At 34.6% G+C, this 20,115-nt stretch carries 13 protein-coding genes, 1 tRNA gene and 1 pseudogene; 2 read left to right on the plus strand and 13 right to left on the minus strand.

The annotated features are described in order from the left end of the window. Positions 1-1,532: 1,532 nt before the first annotated feature. From FLP15_RS13925 to FLP15_RS12500, 11 genes and pseudogenes are all read right to left on the minus strand, one after another. Positions 1,533-1,634, minus strand: a pseudogene (locus tag FLP15_RS13925) (KxYKxGKxW signal peptide domain-containing protein); the annotation flags it as partial. A gap of 299 nt (positions 1,635-1,933) precedes the next feature. Further along, on the minus strand, positions 1,934-2,941 hold the full coding sequence (locus FLP15_RS12455; RefSeq protein ID WP_142767359.1) for a glycosyltransferase: 1,008 nt from the start codon (positions 2,939-2,941) through the stop codon (positions 1,934-1,936). Positions 2,942-2,987: 46 nt separating this feature from the next. Further along, on the minus strand, positions 2,988-3,206 hold the full coding sequence (locus tag FLP15_RS12460) for a hypothetical protein (RefSeq protein ID WP_142767360.1): 219 nt from the start codon (positions 3,204-3,206) through the stop codon (positions 2,988-2,990). A 15-nt stretch (positions 3,207-3,221) separates the two neighbouring features. Then, on the minus strand, positions 3,222-4,076 hold the full coding sequence (locus FLP15_RS12465; RefSeq protein WP_142767361.1) for a hypothetical protein: 855 nt from the start codon (positions 4,074-4,076) through the stop codon (positions 3,222-3,224). Further along, on the minus strand, positions 4,066-5,511 hold the full coding sequence (locus FLP15_RS12470; RefSeq protein ID WP_142767362.1) for a glycosyltransferase: 1,446 nt from the start codon (positions 5,509-5,511) through the stop codon (positions 4,066-4,068). The genes FLP15_RS12465 and FLP15_RS12470 overlap by 11 nt, the downstream gene beginning before the upstream one ends. A 48-nt stretch (positions 5,512-5,559) precedes the next feature. After that, positions 5,560-6,435 (minus strand): accessory Sec system protein Asp3, encoded by an 876-nt coding sequence (asp3, locus tag FLP15_RS12475; protein ID WP_142767363.1) that lies wholly within the window; start codon positions 6,433-6,435, stop codon positions 5,560-5,562. Positions 6,436-6,474: 39 nt separating this feature from the next. After that, on the minus strand, positions 6,475-8,070 hold the full coding sequence (asp2, locus tag FLP15_RS12480; protein WP_142767364.1) for an accessory Sec system protein Asp2: 1,596 nt from the start codon (positions 8,068-8,070) through the stop codon (positions 6,475-6,477). Continuing rightward, positions 8,054-9,622: an accessory Sec system protein Asp1 gene (asp1, locus tag FLP15_RS12485; protein ID WP_190288312.1), complete on the minus strand. Its 1,569-nt coding sequence runs from the start codon at positions 9,620-9,622 to the stop codon at positions 8,054-8,056. The genes asp2 and asp1 overlap by 17 nt, the downstream gene beginning before the upstream one ends. Positions 9,623-9,634: 12 nt before the next feature. Beyond that, the gene (locus FLP15_RS12490) at positions 9,635-10,720 is read right to left on the minus strand and encodes an accessory Sec system protein translocase subunit SecY2 (RefSeq protein WP_190288313.1); all 1,086 of its coding nucleotides are present in this window, start codon (positions 10,718-10,720) and stop codon (positions 9,635-9,637) included. Between the two features lie 203 nt (positions 10,721-10,923). After that, entirely contained in the window at positions 10,924-13,302 is a 2,379-nt protein-coding gene (gene secA2 / locus FLP15_RS12495) for an accessory Sec system translocase SecA2 (protein WP_142767367.1), read from the minus strand. A 594-nt stretch (positions 13,303-13,896) separates the two neighbouring features. Continuing rightward, a tRNA-Ser gene (locus FLP15_RS12500) sits at positions 13,897-13,984 on the minus strand. 319 nt (positions 13,985-14,303) lie between these two features. On the opposite strand from FLP15_RS12500, the gene FLP15_RS12505 reads away from it, so the two are divergent. After that, entirely contained in the window at positions 14,304-14,495 is a 192-nt protein-coding gene (locus FLP15_RS12505; RefSeq protein ID WP_142767368.1) for an SPJ_0845 family protein, read from the plus strand. A 174-nt stretch (positions 14,496-14,669) separates the two neighbouring features. Then, positions 14,670-14,786, plus strand: a complete 117-nt coding sequence (locus FLP15_RS12510; RefSeq protein WP_120772308.1) for a DUF4044 domain-containing protein — start codon at positions 14,670-14,672, stop codon at positions 14,784-14,786. A 426-nt stretch (positions 14,787-15,212) separates the two neighbouring features. On the opposite strand, the gene ileS is transcribed toward FLP15_RS12510, so the two are convergent. Together ileS and FLP15_RS12520 are read right to left on the minus strand one after the other, a co-directional pair. Next, complete coding sequence (gene ileS, locus FLP15_RS12515; protein ID WP_142767369.1) at positions 15,213-18,011, minus strand: isoleucine--tRNA ligase; 2,799 nt, start codon at positions 18,009-18,011, stop codon at positions 15,213-15,215. 1,061 nt (positions 18,012-19,072) lie between these two features. Next, positions 19,073-19,951, minus strand: a complete 879-nt coding sequence (locus FLP15_RS12520; protein WP_142767370.1) for a DivIVA domain-containing protein — start codon at positions 19,949-19,951, stop codon at positions 19,073-19,075. Positions 19,952-20,115 lie beyond the last annotated feature (164 nt).

A 20,115-nucleotide genomic window follows, 5' to 3' on the forward strand; every position in this document is an offset into this window, starting at 1 on the left:
GTATCTCCATTTTGATTAATATAATTAATCTTTATATCGCCAACAGGTAAAGCATTAGTTTGAAGCTCACGTGTACTAGTATTAATAATATTAGATGATGCTGTTCCCCCATTAACTGTAGTCGTTCCATTTTGAACTGTTAAAGTCCCAAAGGTACCCGTTGCATCTGGAGTAGCTGGTTTAGCATTCGTTCCTTGCCATGTATTAATACTAGAATTATTCATTGTGAATTGACCAGCACCACTCACAAGAGGACCTGTACTAGGAGAACCTGTTGTTGTATCAACAGCCATATGCAACGACTTAGGAGAAATGAAGGTAACACTTGAACCAGAGCTATTTGTTTGGATAACCGCTCCATTTGACCACTGATTAATATCTAATGTTGTACCAGCATTAAATACTGCACTTTGAGTTCCTTGTAGTCGAATCGCACCTGGTTGTGTTGATTGAGGGATAGAAAGATTAAAGTTTTGCCCAAAGACATATTGAGCTGTCGCTGAAGCACCTTGTTGACCATTGATAAAGTATTGGAAACCAGTTTGAGTCCAACTGACATTATCACCAGCTGTTATTCCATTTATATACAAATACGCTGCAGGAAAGTTAGCTGCCTGTCCATTATATGTTTTAGCAGTAAACGATGAATTATCCCCCATCGTAATAGTATTTCCATAACCGACACTACCTGTTGGTGCTATTGTTTCAAAGTAAAATGCTGAGAAAGCAATATCATTAGAGGTACGATTAAGTGTCACACTTGAATTATTTGCAAAATTGATACTACCAACCGAACGAGTAATTTCATTAGAAATATTAAATGTATTTGTACCCGAGAAGACAAGTTTTGAACCACCCAAACCATACATCAAATGGACAGGATTATATCCATTCGATGCACTCGAAGATAATGTTACATTATTTACATTCACGGTTAATTGGCCTGCATTTGGTGAATAAATTAATGCATAGTTATTACCATCGTTTCCTGCAAAACCTTGTTGAGCTTGCATATTACTTAATGTGAATGTTGTAGGATTTGTATTACTTACCCAAGCAAATGTCTGTGTTCCTAGGTCAACTATATTATTATTACCTTGAACAATGACACTAGCACCATCTGCACGATTGGTCATTGCTGTTCCGCCAGTTGTAGGATAAGTAATGCTAGCCGTGATATCAATGTAAGTAATATTAGAATTCGCCCATGCACTTTGTAATTGCGCATATGTTGTTACATTTGCATAGGTGCCATTAGCTATAGCTGTTGCTTTATAAGTAGCATCATTCACAACTTGATTAGGAGTTGCAACAGTGACCGATGTCGGTGATGCAGGTGTCGTACCAAGACCGCTTTCAAAGCTTCCACGATTAACATCTGGGTCTGTTGCAACCTGATTAATGGTTCCTCCAGCCGTTGTTCCTAGTGCCTGAGCAGATGGTATAGTAGTTCCAGATGTATTGGCTAAAACTGGTTCAGCTTGCACCGCTACTGCTACACCTGCTGCACCACCACCTAATACGCTGACTGTCGATATCGCTGCGTACATCCAACGTTTCTTACTTTTATACATCCTATATCTTAATTTCGGTTCGGAGATAATTTTGGATATATTTTTATTTTTTAAATTCATATATAAATTTCCTATTATTTTTTAAATGTTGCTTTTTGGAGTATTTAGTAGTTTTACTACTCAAGGTCCCCTCTGGTTTATTGACTCAGAAAGAAATTTAAGAACTGGTAACCATACTCTTACTTCTCTCACTATCGTCATTTCTATATTACTTATCATTTCCTGCTCCCAGACTTTTTCAAACTTATTATTAAATAATGAAATCTATACTAGTATTCCTCTACTTTTTAATAAGCCACAATATAGATTTAATTCAGACATTCTTATCAATATTTTGCTTTAGTGGTTAAAATATGGTCTCATCCATTTTCTATTCCATTTATTATGCTTTCAGCTTCTATAACTGCTTTACGAGTGAACATACCACTTCTCAAAGCCTTTGAAATTTTATTAGCATTATTTTTAAATTCTACTAATTGCTTTTCGCTTAAAGATTGAAATTTCTCTTTTATCTCGTTTGGCGTTGTTATCGTAAATCCTAAATGGTTCTTTGTGATAAATTCAGCTATTGCTGACTCCTCCCAAACAATAACAGGCATTCCCAAACTTAAATACAAGGAAACTTTATGAGGGCTATTAAAACGTGTATATCCTTGATAATCTCCTCCTCCTGGTAAATTATCATCCCAAGAAATTCCAAAATAATTTTTAGGGATTTTTTCTACTAAATCTTGAGCAATAAAAGAACCATGATAGACAACATTATCTCCAAAGTTATTCGTAGACTTTCCTCCAAAGGCATGTAACTCTGGCATGTTTCCAGACCACGTTTCAATGAATATTGATTTATCAAGATTTCCAGCAACAACTGCTTTCTTCTCCAAAGTATGAGAAAGAGGGACACCTTTTTCTTGAAGATAATCAAAAAGTTCTTTTTTTACTATATTTGTGCGAACTCCATAATTTCTAAGTGCATCATTCATCTTATCTCCATGCCCTATAACGACGTCTACTGAGTTTAAGAAATCATTCTCTTTGGGATAAAATCCTCGTAACCACTCTGAATCATGCATTAATACAACAATCTTTGTATCTTTCTGTTTCAGGCAATTTATAAACATCTCTTCAAAACGAAAACCAAGTAAAGTGGGAAATTGATGGAGAACAATATCCCCTCGTTCCACTTCTGAGATTATCCCCTCAATTAATGCTTTCAATGTTATATCCGACATTTCACGTGTATTTTGCATACGTATGCTTATACGACCATATCCCAAGCTTTGTGCAATTTCTGTTACATCACTTTTAGGTTTTGTTACAGCATCTCTAGACTGTGGCTGAATAACATTTACCACCCATCGTTTCATTTTTTCTCCTTCATAATCAAGGCTTTTATCCCTTTTAGCTATACGCTCACAAAATTTTATATACAAAAGACAAAAGCACAACGGCGGACATCATTATGGCAATCAAGCTAGTTACAAGCTTTCCATACCCAGTATCTTCCTCATCATTAATAATTCTGTCACTTTCATTTTGGAACATTTCTTCAATCACAATCTCTAATTGACTCGGTTTATACCAATAAGCTGTTTTTGCTTCTATTTTGTCTAACTTTTTATCTTTAATCATCTGTCCCACCTCTCTTTACCGTCTTTTGATAGTTGTTACTTTAGACACAGGAACACCTTTTTTTATTAGCAATTGCTTATACTCTAAAGACATCTTAACTTCTTGAATATATTTGATGTCATTCTTCAAAATATGTAATAGGTTCCCTTTTACATTCCCATTATCATCAACTGGTGATTCTACCAATTGAAGTATATTGTGCGACTTCGTTTTGGATAACGCAGCTAACTCAATTCCTAAAAATGAGATAGTTACTCTGTCTTTTGGAGTTACTATTTTTGGTAGCTGTTCAGCGATAAATAAATCCAGAGAATTGAACCCAGATAAGGGTTCTCCTGTTTTTTCATCATTAAAAGTTATATAATTCAATTTTCCTTCATAGAAGTAATAACTGATTATTGGAATATGCTTTTCGTTATAAAAATGAATCTCTTGGGGTCTATTATTGAAATAGAAAATCTCACTAAAAATCTTGCCATCAATTGTATACTCTTGTACAAAATCTTTTTCTCCATCACCATGATGGTATTGAACATTTTTCACTAAACGTCTAGTATTTGGGAATAATTCCATTATTCCTATCTCTTCCCCCTCATGAATGATAGAAATTGAAAAATCTTCATTCATAAAAATTTCAGAAAAACTAGGAACAGGAGCTTGGTTGAAAAACAAAGATTGTGTCAAATCATATTTGCGGTTTGTTAAATAATCAAAAAGATTTATTCCTTCAACTTCTTCATCTCGCTTTAATCTTGCAAAATCTGGACTCGGTAATATACTAATTACTTTCCCATTTCCTTCAATTCTTTGTTTACTTTCCTTCCAGACTTTATCTTCTGGTCTGATTATCGTTACTAATTCATAATCCATCTAACATTCTTCTCCATTTCTCTGCAATAACATGGTCTTGGAATTGTTCAACTGAAGTAATCGTACTTTTCTTTAATTTAGGATAGTATCTCTTTAGAATTTCTTGAAGGCCGAAAGCAAGTTGATGAGCACTAAATTCTTCATCTTGACGAGAAAAATCTCTCAAATATCCATTTTCTCCATTTTTTATTAACTCCATCGCACCAAAACGTGCTTTGAAGGTCACTATGGGAAGTCCTGCATCTAAAGCTTCAATATATGTCAATCCAAATCCTTCTGAATATGAAGCAGAAATGAATACATCATATTTTTTATAAACTTCTTCTAAATTGTTTGAATGCCCTTTAAGGCAAATATAATCACTAGCTTGAAGTTCGGTAATCATTTGCTGTAATTTACCTTCTTCTACCCCTTGACCATAAATATCAAAAATGATATCTGGATAATCTTCATGTAACGAAACAAAAGCTTTAATCGCAATATCAATATGTTTTTCACTCGCTAATCTTGATGCAGTCATAAATCTAGTTGGTTTCTTCTTGAATTTTGAAAAATCAATAACTGAATATTCCTTATCTCGAATCCCTCCTACTGGAATCGTAACGAACTTTTCATCTTTATTTGGAAAATCTACTAAAAAATCTTCTCTTTGCAACTCTGTAGAAACAACAACTCTATCAGCCGCATCAATATGAGTCAAAAGGTACTCATAATAGTTATTCCACATCGGTGCTGATAGGACTGCCCTATCTCCTAAGTGATCTGCATGTATTACCTCAATGAGATTGCAATCTAAATATTTATGGTGGAATAAAGCAACTTCAGGCTCTTCACCTCTATCCAAAATGAATGTGTTCTTTTCACTAAAAAGCTCATCTAAACCTTCAAAGAAATAACGTTGAAATAAGACCTCGTTTTTAAAAAATAGATTTTCTCCTTCAAAATCATAAACATGAATATTCTCAAGTATTCTCCCTCTTCTTGGATGACGATATTCATTGAACATTATCTTTCGTTTACCTGTTTCAAAATCAAAAATTTCAATTTTATATCTAGAAACTAGAAGGAGGTTAGTATCTTTGGGATTAGGAGATTTCTCAATATGCTCTCTTATGAGCATACCTGTTGATGTTAATGTCTGTACAATACGGTGTGTTTCTGAATTATCCTTAAAAATTTTATCTAAACGTTCATTTTTTCTGACCACTCCCGTTTCAACAATTTTTTTCCCAAAGGTAAAAAACTCCCAAATATCAATAACTTGATTTTGTTTTAACTCCCAATGCTCCATAGCTTCTGATAGCTCTTTCACAAGTCCCGTAAAGATATATTTATAGGGCAGATTGACACGATCAAATAACTTAGCTCTATAAAACTGAGCATGTTCAACACCAGAATTCCCTATTCCCATTGCTTTATTAATGAAAAAATTCATTTCTTCTCCCTCTCTGATAACCTATGACTATAAAATTGATGCTCTATCTTAATTTGATACGTCCGATATTCTTTGCTGCATTTGTTGAGCTATATATACATATTTCCGAATTTCTCTGTCATTTTGTCCCGACTCCTGACTTTGAATGTTCGATAAAATATTGTGACTCGGAAATAAAGAAGATAGAATATTTGGTAAAAGCTGATAGGGTCTTGAAAGAAACTCAAAATTTTGACCCTGTGATATGAAAACTTCCTTTGTACCGTTTTTCATGTACTTTAATACATTCATTAAGAACTTTAAAAAGTCATCTTCTCCTCTATTCACAAAAAGGCATAGTCTATTTTCCTTATCATTTGATAATGGAATAACCGAAGTTTCTCTTAGCAAATAATTAATCACTATCTCTAACTTTTCATTACTCTCGTCTATTTTATGACTAGCTAATTCTAAAATACCTATCTTTTTATTTATCAATAGCTCATATTTTTCTTTAAAAGAACTATTCATTATGAGCAGGAAGTAGAAGACTATGACATCATGTCTTTGATTAATTAGACTGATTTTATAACTAGCTGCTTCCTCAGGATATTTGAAAACTAATTTCAAATTTTCAAAATATTCCATACCAATTTTATTGTTGAACTTATCATAAAATTCTATAGTCGCTTGAAGATGATTTTGCTCAGCTTCTTCAAGATACAATCCTATTTCATAGTATTGATTTGCTGCTAGTAGGGGGAGTAAAGGAGAGATACGATTTTTTGAGTAATTTCCTATAGAATTCCATGTTTTTATCTTTGCTCCTACGGGCATCATAGGTGATGCAAATTTGGTTTCCTTCTTATCTATCACGACTTCCGCACCATAAGAATAACTATCAATATATCTATTTCCCCATTTTATTATTGAAATCCCCTCCAATGTTTTGTCTCCTTATAACGTTTTATTGATTTGTAAAAACTAGAGTCTATAATCTAACTTTCGTCCGAAGTCATGATATAGTATGTTTCTATATTGCTTTATGAACCAAGTATTAACTCCCAAAGTATTATCATTATGCCTACCAATAAGTCCTTTATGTAGTATCACTGCCTCTGGAGAATTTTTTCTGAGGTTATCAGCAATCATTTGAAAAGCAATATTATCGTAGTCATCATCTTTCATATAGGCAATAGCGAAAATAGTGTTCTTAAAAACTCCTGTTTTAAATTTGTTCCAAAATTTCTCATTCAAATTTTCTGCTATATCGTTATTTGCTTTGTCTCCAAAGTGCATAACCATATCAAGAGATGTCCCCCACATTTCAGGTCTTTTAATCCTTTCATTCATGGCTATGCTCCCAATATTAGCAAGAGGTTTCCCTATGATAACCGCGGCTGGTTCTAAATCTGCAGCATAATATAACGAACCAAAAGTTCCCATTGACAGCCCTGATAAAATTAACTCTTCATTTGTAAAACCTAGCCACTTTAGTTTTTCCTTTATAACCTTGACCACTTCGTGTTCCAGCACATCACTTCCAACATAGAAATTTCCTCCTTCAAGTCGTGGATCCCCAATTAAAATAAACGGACAGCCCATACGCCCCATCATTCCTCTACCCTCGAACCCTTCTGCCGAACGATAACCTGAGAAATAAACAGCTAAGGGAGGCTTTAGGTCTCCAGGATGGAAATAGTAAAAAAGTTCCTCATTACGCACTTTCAAGTCAATAATTCTTTTCCCATTGGATAACATCATGCTATTATTTGACAAATGATTTCTAAAATGAATCTGTCCAATTTCAATCTTTCCCACTCCACCTTTAGCATAAAGTGAAACTCCTATGAACCTTACATAATCTGACTCATTACTAATAATCTTAATTTGTTTTCTGAATTCTTCAGGACTTCCTTTAAAAATATTTGTGATTTCATTGGTAGATTGATCTATCAGAAATATTTTAAATTCCAGTTCAAGCGCTCCTGAAGTAATAGCTATTTCAGGAGTAAATGTGACTCTGCTATTTGCTTCAATACCATGAGGGTGAATTTTCCATGAAATGATTTGTTTCATCTCTTGCCCAAAGTCACCTGATAGTTCTAAATAACAATTTCCTTTTTTTCTGTATGTTCCTTTAAAACTTTCTCTAACTTCGAGATAATCCATACTTAATTTATATCCATATTGCTTTTGAGAAGAATCTAGTGCTATATCAACTATATTTTGTAATTTATCTTCATTTTCTAAATCAATCGGAATACTAAATTTTCTATCTAGAATTTTTCTCTGTGACTCTTTAATTGAAGCTTTACTATCAAAGAGTACCTGATATGCCGGAAGTTGTTCTAATAACGATGGGAAATTTTGAAGAAGTATCGCATCATTGCCCAAAACAAAAATAGTTCGGCTTTTTTTGGGATTGAATTTATTTTCCTGAAATATTTCCATTTGCTCATTATCAGAAATAAAATTATAGTTACCAGGTAACATCACATGATTGAATTTTTCTATTACTTCACTTGGAAAGTTTAATTTTTTTCCGCCTATCTGAATAATCTCAATTTTTTTCCTCATATTTTTTTGTAATAATCTCCCGCCATTTTCTTATTATGTTATCAGACTCATGTTGCTCAATAATATTCACATTATGTACCAATGCCTTATTCCAGTTTCTCAGGTTATAAATGAAATAATCTATGAAATCTTCTAATTCTTTTTCATCATTAGAGTCCTTCAACGTAAACCCATTTTTTCCATCTGTAATAAAATCACTTGTATGCTTTGATATAATTGGTATTCCAGCACTTATCGCTTTAGAATGACGTAACATATTGTATTTATCTTCTAAATCCAAATAAATTCTTGCACTGTTTAAAGCATCTTCAATCATTGCAGAGTCTGGTTGGTAAATATAATCTATTCTGAGGTTCGCATTAACTGCCCCAACATATTTTGACCAGTCTGATGAATCTTGAAGTTCTCTAACTGCTTCTACATCTTGGGTAAATAGTTGCTTCTCTCTTTTTGCAGTAATATACTTTTCTACTTTGAGATACTCTGTTGAATCAATACTAACTTCAAAATAACTTTCAATGATTAACTTCTGTGTGAATTTCGCTCTCTCCATGCTCTTAAAGTCATCTATTTCGAAAATTAAAGAGAGCTGTTCATCCTTAATAACTTTCTGAATCATCGAAGCGACAATCTTATCTTCTTGTGGATGAATTGATGATATTTTGCAATAGATTTGCATCTGTGCGGTTGAATCACTTACACCTAAATTGAGCTGTGGTAGAAAGATAGGGATGTAATTCTGCACTTTATTTTTTGACATCCTAGTTCGAGTATCAACAATCAATTCTGCCTCTTCTCTATCTTCCTCTAATCTATCTGTAATAATGCGTATCATTTTTCCCTTATACGCTAAACCTTGTGTTTGTTGTATGATTTTCTTTTCTGTTGTTGTTACTATTGATATATCATGGTCAGACTGTTTATGAGTGCTTTCTTCCATGACATAATGTAAAACCTCTCTCATAGCTTCGTCTAATGACGTGTATTTATCTTTTAGAAAATTGTTTCCCTTTTTCTCGATAATGAGATCTTTTCCAATTTGACTTACTGAATTTTCCCCTAATTCGTTAAAATATTTTATTTTATACACTTCGTATTTTTTATTTAAGTAATGTTTTTCTGAAACAAACCCTCTGTCATCATAAACCTCATCAATGAAACTTCCATCAGATTGTAAGTATCTAATCTTAGACATAAATCCATAATCGTTATAAGACACCTTACCAAAAACTTTCTCTTTTCGAACCAGTAACGTTGCTGATGGAGTATAAATTTTATCTATATCTGGAGGTAACGCTAAATCTTCTAAACTCAGAGGGTGTCCCATGTCCGTTTTGATATTTTGTAAGACGTCAAATACTCTTACAATATTGTTATAAGTATGACCACTCCCATTCAGCTTATAACGTAAAAAGGGAATTGGGTTTGTCAGTAATACTTTATTTTGGTAACCTTCTTTAGAAAAAAATTTTGATAATGTGAAAACTCTATCTTCTTCTAATTCAGTATTTTCATTCCAATCTGGTATCAAATATATTAAACTTTTATCCAAACTATCCTCGATTCAAAATAATTTATAATGCCCTTTAGCAAGCATAAATCGAATATCTTCATGAAGACTGTCTACTATGATGATTACCATGAAAATACTTCCGAAATAAAATGCCAGATTTGACACATCTGAAATTTTTAATCCTATTATCAGTGGCGCAAGCGAGACAATAAGCATATAGATATTTCCCATGACTATCATGATATTCAATCGTCGTCTGAGATATTTTTCTGTCTCCTCTCCTGGCATTACTCCAAGGATATAGTCTCCCGAATCTCTCAAAGATTTAGCAATATCATGAACTCGGATATTAACATGGCTAAAACCGTAACCTAGAATGGTTAATATCACACCATACGTAATAATTCCCAAAAGAGAAGTGTATGAGAACATTTGAGTTATAATATACAAAAAAGTGCTACCTTTCAGAGATGGAATCATGGTTAATAACTGTGGAATGGAGAACAAAGTGACCCCAAACATAAAGGGTAATGCACCCGCGGCTAATACTTTTATAGGGATATACGAATTTTCAAATGTAACATCCATTCCTGTCTGCTGAATTTTAATTCTATATTCTCCTCGATATAAAAATACTGAGATGTAAAGAAACGCGATGGTAACGAGTGCTAATATTCCCAAACCAAGTGGAGTAGTGAATAAACCACCCGCTGTTTGCCCTGAAAATAACATCGCAGGAATATTTGCCAAAAGTCCAGGTAAAATAATTACCATCTGTTTTCCGATTCCTTTTTTCATATTCATATCTGCAATATAAGAAACTATCATTCCGCCTGTTACTAGGATTGTCATTAAAGCTAAATGAATTTCATTTTTGGATAGTATTGCAACATCACTATAAACGATGCTCTCTTTAAAATGAGCTATTATTGTGAAAGATTGCAATATACAAAACATAAAAGTCAATATACGCTGTATAAATCCAGCTTGTTTCGCTGATAGGTTCTTGATTGCATCAATGTCAAGCATCGTGAGAGTACTCCAAAGAATCAAAGCAATCATATATGGACCCAGTCCAAGAGAAAAGAGTGTTAATTTTGTTGCATTACCAGCAGTCATATTTGCGAAAATTCTCATAATACCTGCTGATTCTATATTAGTTGACATTGTTAAGGGAAGCTGGAGTTTACCTCCAAGCTGAACAACTATAATAAATAAAAATGTCCATAAACATCTTTTTATAGCCCCGTAATATTCTTTCATCCTATATCGTTCCTACATTATCGTTATCTTTATTTTTTTAACCTACACTAATCGTGCTCACTGGGTTTCTTCCCAAATCATGGAAACTCAATATCTATAGAACCATCAGGATTTACAAATAATTCAGATAGTAGTAAGTTTCTAGTTATATCTAGCCAAAGTCTTTCTATTGTTTCTGTAAAATATCGATTGGCTTCTATTTGAAACTCATATAAAGGGTGGTGTTGAGCCCAATTTCGATTTTTTACTACTGATTTTAGCTGCACAAGACCATCTGCTAAATCTATCCATAATGAATCTAGCGATTTCAATATGATAACTTGTTTATAATAATTTAGCTGATATTCATTTGATAAGTTCTTTTCCACTATTTTTGTTCGCTTAGAAATATTTTCTATCAAAATGTTAGCAGTAGCTTTACGATTGATACTTATTAAGTTTTTTAGTTCCTCTCTATCGTAAGAGTAATTAATGTTATTAAATATAAAATCTGATACTTTTTGAGTTTCAAGATTTTTTTTGTCTGAAACAAAGGTGTTAATAACTTCTTCAAAGCTTTTCTCAATAATTTTTTCAAAATATTCTGCTTGCGCTTCCATTACTGTATTTCTCGCTGCATATACACGTTTCCTAAGAACACTTACAATATCATCATAATCTAATGTGTCTTTTCGCATTTTAATATCTTGATTTTTTTTATTTTTTTGAGATTTATAAACAAGTTTCTTATACTTTCTCTTCTTCAAGATTCCTTGTTTGGTTGCATCATGACTTGATAAGTTCTCTTGTTTTTTTCTAAATTTTTTAACCCAATCAGGAGCATTTTCTACAACTACTCTATCTTCTAAGGAAGCAAAGAAATAACTATCTCCTGGCTCTCCTTGTCTTCCTGCTCTTCCTCTAAGCTGATTATCAATACGTTCACTTGTCATATTTTCTGTTCCGATGACAATCAATCCGCCATGTCTTTCACTAAATTTATCCAGTTTGATATCCGTACCACGTCCAGCCATTGCTGTTGCTACGGTCACAGCTCCTCTCTTTCCTGCCTCACTGATAATTTGTTTTTCCTTATAGGCAGTTGATGCATTTAGTATGCTATGAGGAATTCGACTGTTTAATAAGAGATTTGAATAAAGTTGAGATTTTGATACTGAACCAGTTGAAATTAAAACTGGTCGTTCGCTTTTTATTGAATCTTTGACTAATTCTAACGACTGCAATATTTTCTCTTTATGAGTAAGATAGATTATATCTTCATGATCTGTTCTAATAATTGGCTTATGGGTGGGAAGGCATATGACATCTATGCCGTATGTTTCTCGTAATTCTTCTGCATCTGTTTTTGCTGTTCCTGTCATTCCTGATAGGATTTTAAACATTTTGAATAAGTTTTGGTAAGTGATTGAACCCATTGATTTTGTTTCATTGGTAATTTCTACATCTTCCTTTGCTTCTATTGCCTGATGCATTCCACCCTGTAGTTTTGTCCCTTGAAGCTTTCGCCCATTCATCTCATCTAAAAGAAATATTTCCTGGTCATCAAGAACGTAATCTCTATTATTTTTAAAAACATAATTTGCCTTCAAAGAAAGTACTGCATGCCTGTAAAGGTCTTTATAATTCTCGCTTAAGATTTCTTTAACACCAAAATGTGTTTCCGCCTTTTTTATACCTTCCTCTAGGAACCATACACTCCTTTTGTCTTCACTTAAATCATAATCTTCACTAAAATTTAGACTTTTTACAAACTTATCAACCATTACATAGAGATTAGATTGTAACTTTGGAGCACCTGAAATAATTAAAGGAGTCTGTGCCATATCCAAAAGTATTGAGTCTAGTTCATCAATAATTACAAAGTTAAATCCTTGCATATATTGTTTTTCTTTTTCTACTGCTAAATTATCAAGAAGATAGTCAAATCCTAAGGCACTATGAGTTGTATATACGATATCTGAAGAATAGATGATTTGCTTATCCAACTCCTTATCGTATTCATTTTTCTTTACTCCTACTGCTACGGAAAGTCCTAGCCAGCGGTATACTCTTCCGACATCTTCAGCATCTCTCCATGCCAAATATTCGTTTGCAGTTACAACAAAATTTCCACTTCCTACAAGTGCTCTGAGGTATATTGGCATTGTTGCTGTTAAAGTTTTGCCTTCTCCTGTCTTCATTTCTGCGACGTTTCCAAAGAAAAGGATTACAGCTCCTAAAATCTGGACATCGTAGGGTTCCAAACCCAAGACCCGTCTATCTGCCTCAATCACAACACCGTAGGCTTCGGGGAGTATTTTCTCTAGTTTTTCTCCTTGCTCAATTCGTTCTCTAAAGATTTTTGTCTGTTTCTTTAATTCTTGATTCGACATCTCTTTGTATTTGAGAAGATTTTGTTTAATTTTTTTAGTTATTTTCTCGTATTTTCTATATTTATTGCTTTTTTTCATATCCATTTTTTGATATTTTGCTCACCTTTCACTTTGTCGTATTTCAATGAATATTGCTTTTTAGATTGTTACAAATTTATTTTTCTAGCAATATTTTTTATGAGTCCACTCATATTTCATTTCTTTTTCTTCGTAAATCTTCTTTCCGAAAAACTTCTATTTTTCGGAAATATAAGTCTCTATTTTGCTTCATTTATCCCTTTTGATTATCCTATTAGGAGTCATTTTGTTTAATATATATTTCTTCATTATTTTCACTATCGTGCTTCTACAAAAAATGTTACAAAGCGTTATTTTTATGTCTTATTTGATATTTTTTTGAGCTTGTAGTATAATTATTAGGAAATATATAGACATACTATTTATCAATTTATAATATTTTCTAAAATATTAGATTTGAATACTAGCCTCTATTTCCGAAAAATAGAAGATTTTCGGAAATATGCAGTATAGAACAGCGGTTAATGACATAGAAAAAGAGCATATTGTGGTCACAATGTGCTCTTCATTTTTTATATTTTGGGAAAATCATTAGTCTGTTAAATAATCAAAAAGACTGGGTAAGACCCAATCTTTTTTGAAATTAATGCGTGTATATCAAGGAGAGTAAGGGATTCGAACCCTCGCGCCAGTTTCCCGACCTAACGATTTAGCAAACCGTCCTCTTCAGCCTCTTGAGTAACTCTCCATAATGTAAAGAAAATATCAGCTTGAACTTTCAATCCTTTTCAATTTTTTAGTTTTCTCTCAAAATAGTATTTATAGATACCATTTCGTAAATCAATAGACATGATTCTATCATACTTTAAATTCCTTGTCAACTAAAAACTTCGGTCTATTGAAAAATACAGAGATGGAACTTGCTGTTTTTTAGTAATTTCTTGACATTCTTAGATTATAATAGAGAATTTTTTATATATCTAGATTTTTCTTCCACGAAGTAGTAAAATAGGGGTAGTATCGCTTCTTTACTGGCGAGATAATTAGACACTATCAAGGGGAATATAATGGGACTTACTTTCAGAAAACGTGACGATTTTGACAAAATGATGGATGATTTGGGTGTTTCAACAGTAGATTTAGTTATTGATGAAAATAAAACGACTTCTTCTACTGACAAAAAAGACGACCCATTTGCGAAATTTTTAAAGCCAAAATCGGATGAGGGTGAAAAAGAAAAAAACGAATTGAAAAGTTAAACTTTTCTTGTTAAAATTAGAGATGGATTATAATCTATCACTCATTTGTTGTAAAGTGTTGCAATGAATCGAGATTGCGGTCTAGCTTCATGATAACTACAGCTGGCATCATCGCCCCTTATAGTTGTTATTGACTTTTTAAAGTGGGACTAGTATATATTTATTGAGGATATTATGGCATATAAAAAACCAGAAAAAAGCACATTTCAAAAAGTTACTATGGTCGTTGTAATCATTATGGTCGTTTTGACTGTCTTTAGTGTACTTGCTACAATGCTTTCAGCACTATAAAATTTCTGTCAGTACTGACAGAAAACGACTTAATTAAAAAGTTACTGACTAAATTCTGTCAGTAACTTTTTTATATTTTTAGTTAGCAATTTATCAAAACAAGTGCGTGCTATCTCCGCCTTACGGCTACGCTGTCGATGCTCGCTACGCCACTAGATGTAACAACTAGCATATCCGTAAGCGCTGAAGCGCAAACGGCTATCCTAGTTGTTACATCTAGTGGCTTAGTGAAATCGACAGCGCAGCAAAGCGGAGATAGAGCGAATGGATAACGAAGCGAAGCGGAGGTGTGACCTCATATCGAAGATGTGAGGTTGTACCTTAAATTCAGTGGTAAGTTGCCCTTTTATCAGTCGCTTCAGCGACTAGAGAAAAGGGACAAATGTTTTACGAAACTATCACTGAATAAGTCTTGACTTCATTTAATTAGTCTTCAAATCCATTTTCAAGGACTTCTGGAAATTCAGCTGAAACAATCCCCGCACAATGTTCACAAAGTACTTTAAGATATTCATTTGTGTTATGACCCACTGTTTCATCTGTACGACGGCAACGTTCACAAACTTCTCCAGCTGCGTGTTCGACAGTAATTGCTACATCTTCAAATCTAATTGCTGTTTCTGGTGCTTCTTCTAAAGTCTTGTCAGCAATGACAAAATTTGACACAATCAAAAGCTGCGCTACATTTTCATCAATTGCTGTCAGTAAAGTCCGCACGACTTCATTTGGATAAACTGTCACTGTTGCTTCCAGAGACTTACCGATAAGTTTGGCTTCCCGTGCATTTTCCAGAGCTTTCAAAACTTCGTCACGGAAATCTAAGAAGGCCTCCCAGTCCCCTAATAATTCATCTGCTCCCGCAATTTCCCCTGCTTCTGGCATTTCTGAAAGATAGGCAAATTCTTCTTTTTCGTGCACAAGGTAAGTCCACGTTTCTTCAGCTGTATGTGGTAAGATAGGCACTAGTAATTTCACAAGGTCTTTCAAAATAACATACATTACTGTTTGCATCGAACGACGAGCTTGAGATTTTGCAGCTTCAATATAAACCACATCTTTAGCAAAATCTAAATAGAATGCAGACAAATCGTTAGTGATAAAGTTTATAACTGCCTTGTAAACAGACATAAAGCTATATTTGTCATATGCTGTACGAATTTGTTTGACAAGCTCATTAAATTTCACAAGCATATATTTGTCAGCACCGCGAAGTTCAGCAAATTCTACAATATCACTATTTGGATTAAAATCAGAGGTATTAGCGACCAAGAAACGCAAAGTATTGCGGATTTTGCGGTAAACTTCTGACACTTGACTGAGAATGTCCATAGAAACACGTACATCTGACTCTGTATCAATAGATGCTACCCAAAGCCTTAGAATATCTGCACCAAGTTTTTTTGTCACATCTTTTGGAACAATCGTGTTGCCAATCGATTTCGACATCTTACGACCTTTTCCGTCCAAGACAAAACCTTGCGACAAAACAGCTTTATAAGGCGCCACGCCATTGACCGCTACAGATGTTGTAATAGAGGAATTAAACCAACCACGATATTGGTCTGAGCCTTCAAGATAAAGGTCAGCAGGAAAACTGAGATAGTCACGTTCATTGAGCACCCCATTCCAAGAAGAACCTGAGTCAAACCAGACGTCCATGATGTCTTTTTCTTTTGTGAATTCACCATTTGGTGAACCTGGATGTGTAAATCCTTCTGGCAGCAATTCTTTTGCTGTCTTTTCAAACCAGACTTTTGAGCCCTGTTTTGCAAAAAGTTCTGCCACGTGTTCCGTGGTTTCTGGTGTAATGATAGCTTCTCCATTTTCAGCATAGAAAATAGGCAATGGCACACCCCATGCACGTTGACGTGAGATGACCCAGTCTCCACGATCACGCACCATATTGTATAGACGCGTTTTGCCCCATGGAATAACCCAGTTCACTTTTTCCACTTCATCCAAGATGTTTTGACGGAATTTGTCAATAGAAGCAAACCACTGCGGTGTCGCACGGAAAATAACTGGTTTTTTTGTTCTCCAGTCGTGTGGGTAACTATGTGTGAAAAATTCAAGCTTGAGCAAAGCGCCTTTTTCTTCTAGCCATTTACTTACGATTTTATTTCCATCATCATAGAAAACTCCTTCGAGTCCTGGCGCTTCATCTGTATAATAGCCTCGATTGTCAATTGGTGAAAGGACAGGTAAATTATATTTGCGACTTGAGAAATAGTCATCTTCACCATGACCAGGTGCCACATGGACAAGCCCTGTACCAGAGTCAAGTGTGACATAGTCTGCGTTCATAATCAAAGTCTCACGGTCATAAAATGGATGCCTAGCAACCATATATTCCAACTCAGAACCTTTAATCGTCTGGAGAACTTGAGAATTTTCCCATTCTAATTTTTCTGAAACAGCTTCTAACATTTCAGAGGCGATGACAAACTTTCTGTCATTTACTGCCACCACTGAATAATCATAGTCAGGATGTGCAAAAATTCCTAAATTTGATGGAATAGTCCAAGGAGTTGTCGTCCAAATCACAAACTCAACATCTTCTGGCAATTTCCCTTTTGTGTCTTTTGCTTTGAAAGCAACAAAAATTGAGGCAGAACGAACATCTTGATACTCAATTTCGGCTTCGGCAAGCGAGCTTTCTGATGATGGTGACCAATAAATTGGTTTCTGTCCTTTATAGATATAGCCTTTTTCAGCCATTTTACCAAAAACACGAATTTGCGCTGCTTCATATTCAGGGAGTAAAGTCAAATATGGACGTTCCCAATCTGCTAATACGCCTAATGATTTGAAATCGGCACGTTGCATATCGACTTGCTTCATGGCGTATTTACGACATTCTTCAAGATAATCAAGCAAGTCCATCTCTTTACGTTTCATTCCTGCTTTTGCAAGTTGTTGCTCAATTGGCAAACCGTGTGTGTCCCAACCTGGAACGTAAGGTGCCCGAAAACCAGCCATTGATTTATAACGTACAATGATATCTTTTGAAATTTTGTTGAGCGAATGTCCAATATGAATGTTCCCATTGGCATATGGAGGACCGTCATGTAGCATAAATGATGGTTTCCCTTCATTGAGTTGTTGACGTTTCTCATAAAGCGAAGCGCTCTCCCAGCCTTTTTGCCAGTCTGGTTCTTTCGTTGGCAAACCCGCACGCATCGGAAATGCAGTTTTTCCAAGATTTAATGTATCTTTGATTTTCATAAGATTCCCTTTCTCTCTTTTGCTATGAATAAAGTTAGTCATACTATGGATAAACTATAGCTAAGCTACTCTAAAATGCAACCAAGATTGCTCTAAATTTTTCGTCAGACTGAGGCGGAAGGACGCAGGCTTGTTGGCACAAGTCAAGGACGACAACGAAGGGCTGACGGGAAATTTGAGGAAGATTGGGTGTATTTTAGAGTAGCTTAGCTATATTGTAAAAATCATCAATGACTTACGGTGATTTGCACTTATTCTTGTACAAAAAGTGTAACAAGAATCACTATAGCTCTACATTTCACTACACTGTCCGTTTGCTTAACTGCTAAAGCAGTAAGAGCAAAAGGCAAAGCGATAAGGCGAAATGGCAATCCTTGAATTTCGTCCGATTGCCCTAGAGCGTTTAGGATTCTGGGACAGGGTTGAACTCATATCAGAGATGTTAAGCAGACTTTTGTAGCTTTAGCTGCGTGCAGGTCGCTTAGTTGTTACACCTAGAGGTTATACCCTAACTGAATTCAGTGGTGAGTTGCCCTTTTATCAGTCGCTTCATCGACTAGAGAAAATGGACAAATATTTTACGAAACTCCCACTGAACAACTCTTGACTTCAGTGCAATATACCATCGCCCCAAATGGCTAGACAGCGTAGCTATCAAAGAGTATTGATAAAAAGACGTATCAGCTTGATGACAAGCTTTATTCATAACAAAAAGATAAATTAATGAGTAATAATAAAAAATAAACAAAAAAACGGTCTCCGCAAAGGACGAAAAACCGTGGTACCACCTTATTTTTTTCTGTCAGCATACTGACAGAAACTCAGAACGTGTAACGTACGCGACGCTTGAACTTACAAAATTTTCAGCTCAAGAAATTATGCTCAACAGTCGTGTTCAAAAGTAAAGTGAACCTCTGAACACCTTGAATATTCACTGACAGAATTTTTGTCAGTAAATATGTTGAAACAAATCAGCTGATGATGAGAAAAACAGAGATTACGGAACTTCCATCAACTTCCGCTCGCTAGAAATATGTTTTTCAAACCTTGGTCTGACTTTTTTAATTTTTTAATTCACTTAAATCGATTGTTTCTTGATCATCAAGTGGATTTGGTACTTCTGGAATTTCTGCTTCTAATTCGGGAAAAATTTCATCCGCTTCCACTGTCTCTGACATACTGTCCTCATTTACAGATTCTTCCGTAAACTCACTTGATACTTCTTCTGTTTCAGTCAATTCATCGATATCTACCGTTGGAGCTTCTTCTATTTCTGAAAACTCAGGTATTTCTTCAGGTTTAACATCACTTGATTCAACTTCCAAATCTTCGTCAGAAAGTGGCGTAATACTTTGAGTTTTTGTCAATGTATTTTCTGCATCTCCCAAATGTTCTTCAAGTATTTCTTGAAGTTTTTCTTCGGGATTAGTCACATAACTCTGAGTCGGTTGCAACATTTCTGCCCAATCATCAGATTGTACTGAAGCAAGCTGAGCTTCAATGATAGAAGTCATCCGTTGATGATAAAGACGCATCTTCCGCTTCAAATCGTCCGTATCACGAACCAAACGTCGCGCATCTTCTGAAGCAGCATTTAAAATCAAGCCAGCTTCTTTTTTCGCAGCTTCGATGATGAGCTGACTCTTATTTCCAGCATCAGCAATAATATTATTTGCTTCATTTTGAGATTGCGAACGAAGATTATCTGCAGCATCTTGTGCTACAACAATAGACTTATTCAACGAATCCTTCATGTCGTCAAAATATTTTACGCGTTCGCGCAATGATTTCAACTCACGCTCTTGGTCTTTAATCGTTTGTGCAAATTCATCGTAATCACGAACCACGATATCCAGAAACTCATCCACTTCATGTTTGTTGAAACCGCGAAATTGTGGGTTAAATGTTTTATTTTGGACGTCCAGACTATTCAATGTCATAGCTCACTCCTTTTCATATTTAGCGAAAATCTTTTATATTCAGTCCCTTTTTAATCTACTGAGCGAGACTGCTATGGTTGTCATGCGACTATCAACCCATTGCCATTTTTTACAACAAATCAGCTCTCATTCAACCAAAATCTAATGATTTTCAAACTTTTAAA

The sequence above is a fragment of the Lactococcus protaetiae genome, from assembly GCF_006965445.1.
Taxonomy (GTDB): Bacteria; Bacillota; Bacilli; order Lactobacillales; family Streptococcaceae; genus Lactococcus; species Lactococcus protaetiae.

Bases quoted from the DNA above. Each gene is read 5' to 3' on its own strand.
- FLP15_RS12520 (WP_142767370.1), bottom strand. From the start codon at position 19,951: ATGACATTGAATAGTCTGGACGTCCAAAATAAAACATTTAACCCACAA.
- FLP15_RS12470 (WP_142767362.1), bottom strand. From the start codon at position 5,511: ATGAATTTTTTCATTAATAAAGCAATGGGAATAGGGAATTCTGGTGTT.
- FLP15_RS12465 (WP_142767361.1), bottom strand. From the start codon at position 4,076: ATGGATTATGAATTAGTAACGATAATCAGACCAGAAGATAAAGTCTGG.
- FLP15_RS12455 (WP_142767359.1), bottom strand. From the start codon at position 2,941: ATGAAACGATGGGTGGTAAATGTTATTCAGCCACAGTCTAGAGATGCT.
- FLP15_RS12510 (WP_120772308.1), top strand. From the start codon at position 14,670: ATGGCATATAAAAAACCAGAAAAAAGCACATTTCAAAAAGTTACTATG.
- FLP15_RS12505 (WP_142767368.1), top strand. From the start codon at position 14,304: ATGGGACTTACTTTCAGAAAACGTGACGATTTTGACAAAATGATGGAT.
- FLP15_RS12460 (WP_142767360.1), bottom strand. From the start codon at position 3,206: ATGATTAAAGATAAAAAGTTAGACAAAATAGAAGCAAAAACAGCTTAT.
- FLP15_RS12490 (WP_190288313.1), bottom strand. From the start codon at position 10,720: ATGAGAATTTTCGCAAATATGACTGCTGGTAATGCAACAAAATTAACA.
- asp2 (WP_142767364.1), bottom strand. From the start codon at position 8,070: ATGAGGAAAAAAATTGAGATTATTCAGATAGGCGGAAAAAAATTAAAC.
- ileS (WP_142767369.1), bottom strand. From the start codon at position 18,011: ATGAAAATCAAAGATACATTAAATCTTGGAAAAACTGCATTTCCGATG.
- secA2 (WP_142767367.1), bottom strand. From the start codon at position 13,302: ATGGATATGAAAAAAAGCAATAAATATAGAAAATACGAGAAAATAACT.